The sequence below is a fragment of the Bacillus cereus group sp. BfR-BA-01331 genome (genome assembly GCF_022663915.1).
GTDB lineage: Bacteria > Bacillota > Bacilli > Bacillales > Bacillaceae_G > Bacillus_A > Bacillus_A mycoides.
The window spans coordinates 1-4,963 of sequence record NZ_JAKUGJ010000070.1 but is presented as its reverse complement, the minus strand read 5'-3'; the positions used below and the strand labels follow the sequence as shown (position 1 = coordinate 4,963).

Here is a 4,963-nt window from a genome sequence, read left to right as displayed (position 1 = left end):
CGCCTACTAAAGTAAGGCTACTCTAATTTTATAATTCATTATCGGTTTTTTATTTAGCTGAGCTGTACCGAAAAAATGCTCCGATCAAGTATCGGTTTTTTATTTTAGCCGAGCGTACTCGGAAAAACAGCTCCCGTCTTTGTTACATTTAATCATCGTTCTTTTAATTTATGTAATTGCGAAGGTGAACGAGTAAGAACTCCGCTGAATATGTGCCTGTTCTTTTAATTTGTATCATGGCGGAGGTGGATCAGAAAAGAACTCCGCTGAATTCATAGTTATTATAGCATAAATGAATTGTATGTGTTTTGTATTTGCGTTGTATTCGTTTTGCATGCTTTTTGAGACGCTGTATTCGTTTTGTATGCGCTTTGTATGTGCTTTGTATGTTTTTATAAGGAGTGAATTCCAAAAACGTTTCTAGGGGATTTTGAGAGGTTTGAGAGGTATACGGTGGTCACTTGATGGTCATTTGTGGGGCGTTTTGTAGCCTTTTTGATTTTGGTGTTAAACGAAAAATATTTCGTAATAGTGACAAATCAAGGTTTTGTGGTCATCTTGTGGTCATTGTCGAAAGAGTGAAATTTGGGGAGGATTGGCGAGGACAAAGTGCATGGCAGCGAGGAGTCCTTTGTATACAAGGAGATTGGGAGATAGACGTCACGATCAAGTGATGTCGATAAGGTGAAAAAGAATTTGCGGTGCCAACTTGCGAAGACAGGAGGGCATCGCACGTGGTTCGTTGTCCCCGGAGTGGTGGCACTATGGCTGTGTAGGTCAAATGGTAGCGGAATTGCGAAGCAATGAGCATAAGGAATTGACCGGTACCACTAGCCCAGTAACCTCTTGGGTTCCTTCAAACAAACGTTTGAAGGTTGCCTACCGGCGAGGTAGCCTCCCATGAGCGGGAGGTTGGTGGGGGATGTTTTTATTGTCATCCAAGGGACTTCCCTTGGTCGTCGTTTGGGGGCGAATCCCCCAAGGTCTTCGTCACGCCTCGTCGTGACTCGGCATATGCCGACATAACCTCGTAGAGCGTTTTAATAGTGATATGGGAGCGGAGCGGAATGTCACTATTACGAAAACGTTACTTTTTAGCAAAAAGTAACAAAAAAACATGGTATCATGGATATAGCAATCTATTAGGTTTGGAGTGTTGTTTCATGAAGGTCAATTACAAAAATAAGATGAGTATTTCATTCAAAAAATCTACGAAGAATACTTCGTTGAAACATAACAACCGAGAATTATCTGAGACAGAAAAAGAAAATGAGTGGCACAATCATATTGATTTTGAACGGACTCATTTAAATAAAACGTTAGTTAGAAAAGATATCAAAGAAATGTATGAGGATGTTTTTGGAGAAGCGGTTGAGGAATATAATGCAAAGCAAAAACGCCAGGACAGAGTGATTAAAAATTATTACTCAAAAGTTTTGAAAGATAAAAAGCTAGAAACACAAAGAGAATTTATTATCCAGGTTGGAGATATGAAGGATTTTCAAGGTGATGATCGCGAGGGGAAATGGAATAAGGCGAATGAAATCTTAGAAAAGTACGTAGAACATTTTGAGGAACGAAATCCAAATCTCAAAATCTATAATGCAGTGATTCATAATGATGAATCGTCTCCTCATTTGCACGTTAACGTTGTCCCTGTGGCTACTGGATATAAAAGAGGATTACAAGTGCAGCCATCTTTTGATAAAGCTCTTAGACAGCAAAATATGACGTCTGAGTCTGGTAGTAGTTTTGATTTGTTTGAGACTTTTAGGAATCAAGAAATTGCATTTGTTGAAAAGATGATGAATGAACGTCACTTGGGCCGTAAAGAAGTTGGAACAAATAAGATTAAGGACCATCACGAATATAAAGAGTTGCAACGTGGCTTGGAACAGGTTGAGAGCAAAATTGAAAATAAAGAAAGTGAACTTTTTGTATTAGAAGATAAAGTTGAAGAGTTGGAGAAGAAACATGAATTACTTACAAGTGCACTTACAAGTACACTTGCAAGTGTACAGGTTGATGAGATAAAACAATATTGTTCTGAACATGTTCCTAAAGAAAAATATGTAATTTTAGAACGAAAAGAATTTGAAAAGCTAGAGAAACAGAATGAGCTTGTTCCACAATTGGTGAACCGAAATAAAAAATTGAGTGCTGAGAATGATAGTTTATCTAAAGAGAATGAGAATCAAAAAGAAAAAATCAGTGAAATGCAGAAAATGATGGAGATGGCTAGAAAGCGAATGGAGCAACTTGTTGAGAATGGAGCTAATTTTTGGAACCGATGTGTTACATATGCTTCTAAATTTTATATCAAGGGAAAAGAAATTGTTTCTGAAGATATGCAAAATGACATTTCGGGTGAAGCGGATTATAAAGAATGGAGAAGGAAAGCTCAAATGCATCATAGGATGAATGGGAGAGAAAGATAAAAAAAAGACGCTCTTGTTGAGTGTCTTTAGTCTTTTTGGATATTCATTGTACCAAAGTCACCATCTTTAACTTTTTCGTTAAAGTAAATAACATGACCTTTGAAGTAAAGTTCTTTTTTTTCTACATTCACGTCAAAATCTTTTGGATATGTTTCTAGTAAATCGTTGTAATTAGCTAATCTTAGAACGATTGCTTTGGTTGGTGAGTTTGTATTTACGTGATGATCTAGTTTGGCTTTTAACATTTCAGTGGACATAGATTCGTTCTCCTTTTGTTTTTTATATTTGGTTTAATTATATCAATAATTAAATTTAAAATCATGTAATGCGTTATTGCATAAGAGAACGAAAAAAAAGATGCCCAAAAGGGCATCTTTTTTTTATGATTTTTCGGTACGAAAAATTTAGTTTCTTCTTTTCTTGATACATAGGTAACTATTCCCGCATGGAAATCGGTGCCTATGTATGTCTTTAAGCCTTGTGGTTGTAAGGTTTTAAACAAAAAAAGACTTGCTTTTTCGGGTGGATAGATTTATCGTTTTAAGTGTCGAGCAAAAAACAATAAATTTCCATGAAAGGAGCAAGTCTTTTTCAAAGGGTTTTGTGCACCCTTTTGTATAGTGAATATACATTCAATATACATTCGTCTGGGACTAATATAGCAAATATGACAAATAAAAAGCAAGACGTAATTGTTGGTAAATACCAACCTAAGAAAAAACAGAATTTAAAAATCTATGAATTTATTGAGAATAAATTGAATGAAGGTGGGCGTGAATTGTTTAAAGAATGTGGTACATTTAATCAATTTATTGCTACGAAAGATAAAGAGAAAATGAAACGAACAAAGGGAAATGATTGTAAAAATCGCTTTTGTCCACTTTGCGCTTGGAGAAAGGCATGTAAAGATGCAATGAAGATAGCTACCATGATGGAAGCTATTAAACTTGAGGAAAAGAAAGAGTTTTTATTTCTTACTTTGACTACACCGAATATTAAAGGTGATGCAGTAAAAAGTGAAATTGATAGATTTAATAAGGCTTTTAATAAACTATTTAAAAGACGAAATGTAGCAAGGTCTATCAAAGGTTATATTAGAAAATTAGAGATGACTTATAACAAAGAGCGTGATGATTATAATCCGCATTTTCATGTGTTGCTTTGTGTAGATAAGAGTTATTTCAAGAAAAAAGAATTGTATATCAAGCAAAAAGAATGGCTTTCGATGTGGCAAGAAGCTACGGATCTACCCGAGATAACACAAGTACATATTCAGAAAGTGGAATTGATTAAAGAGGGAAATGCAGTTGCTGAGGTTGCGAAGTATTCGGCGAAAGATTACGAAATGACAACTAGCCAAGAGGTTTTTGATGTGTTTTATTCAGCATTAAAAGGACGTCAGCTGATTGTATACGGCGGAATGTTTAAAGAATATGCTCTAAAATACGAGAATGGCGAGTTGGACAAGTATAAGGGAAAAGATAAAAACGAGTATTTTTATAAAATATTAGCAATTTGGAATCCTGATTTATTGAAATTTAATCGTGAATATATTGAGTTAACTGAAGAAGAAAAAGAAAAATATAATGGTCATTTGATAGATGAACTTGAGGTAGAAAAATAGAAAAAAGAGAACCGATTTTGTACAACAATTGGTTCTCTTTTTTCTATTTTTAAATGCTTACTAAGGTAAGGTTACATCCATTTTTGTTTACTTCCCGATAAATTCTAGTAATCTTTGAGAAGCCTCTTCGTCTTGAATAATTTTAAAATACTCAGTTTGTCTTTTTTCAATTTGTATTTGTAATTCAACTGTTTGTTCTGGTGATGTAGGAGTTTTAGAAGAAATCATCCCTCGGATTAATGTTGTGAGTGGTTCTCCTATCGCTTGTTTAAAATTAAATCCTAACAGTTGAAGTATATTAAACATTTCTTTTGAAAGAAGTGGTTTGATCATATCTAAAGTTTCACTGATATCTTTTGTGTTTTCTTTATTATTTTTCTTAATTAATTCCTCTAATAACGGAATAATTGTAGTGGTGATATATGTAATATCATCTTCAGATATTTTTTGGGTGATTAATTGTTCATCATATGCTTGAGCAATTTGTATCACCTGATTCTTTTCCTGAATTAAATCATTAATAATTGTTTCGAGATTACTAATGATTTTATCTTTATCTCCACTTTCTTTTGTTACTTTCATTTTATCAAAAATCGCTGGTATACGGTTCTTAGCTACAAAATCAGCAAGAGCTAAACTTAGTGACATTAAGTCAGCAGCCATATCTAACATCTCCTTTATTTAATTATCCATATTCAAAATAAAAAAAGAGCCTGGTTCTGGGCTCTTTTTATTTTTTTAGTGCCTACTACGGTAAGGCTACACCAATTTTTTAGCGCTCACTACGGTAGAGCTATACCAATTTTTTAACGCCTACTAAAGTAAGGCTACTCTAATTTTATAATTCATTATCGGTTTTTTATTTAGCTGAGCTGTACCGAAAAAATGCTCCGATCAAGTA

Annotated in this window: 4 protein-coding genes; 2 read left to right on the top strand and 2 right to left on the bottom strand. The window is 34.2% G+C overall.

Annotated features, from left to right (window positions below):
• The first annotated feature begins 1,067 nt into the window (after positions 1-1,067).
• Positions 1,068-2,438 carry a plasmid recombination protein gene (locus MR155_RS30525; protein WP_242312040.1) on the top strand — a complete coding sequence of 457 codons (1,371 nt, stop codon included), beginning with the start codon at positions 1,068-1,070 and terminating at the stop codon, positions 2,436-2,438.
• Positions 2,439-2,464: 26 nt separating this feature from the next.
• Here the strand turns inward: MR155_RS30525 and MR155_RS30520 are convergent, their stop codons facing one another.
• Positions 2,465-2,695: a hypothetical protein gene (locus MR155_RS30520; protein ID WP_242312039.1), complete on the bottom strand. Its 231-nt coding sequence runs from the start codon at positions 2,693-2,695 to the stop codon at positions 2,465-2,467.
• Positions 2,696-3,105: 410 nt separating this feature from the next.
• Between MR155_RS30520 and MR155_RS30515 the strand changes: the two genes are divergently transcribed.
• Positions 3,106-4,062, top strand: coding sequence for a protein rep (locus MR155_RS30515; protein ID WP_242312038.1), 957 nt, complete (start codon positions 3,106-3,108; stop codon positions 4,060-4,062).
• Positions 4,063-4,149: 87 nt separating this feature from the next.
• Here MR155_RS30515 and MR155_RS30510 read toward each other — a convergent pair whose 3' ends face one another.
• Positions 4,150-4,725, bottom strand: coding sequence for a hypothetical protein (locus MR155_RS30510; protein WP_242312037.1), 576 nt, complete (start codon positions 4,723-4,725; stop codon positions 4,150-4,152).
• Positions 4,726-4,963: the final 238 nt, after the last annotated feature.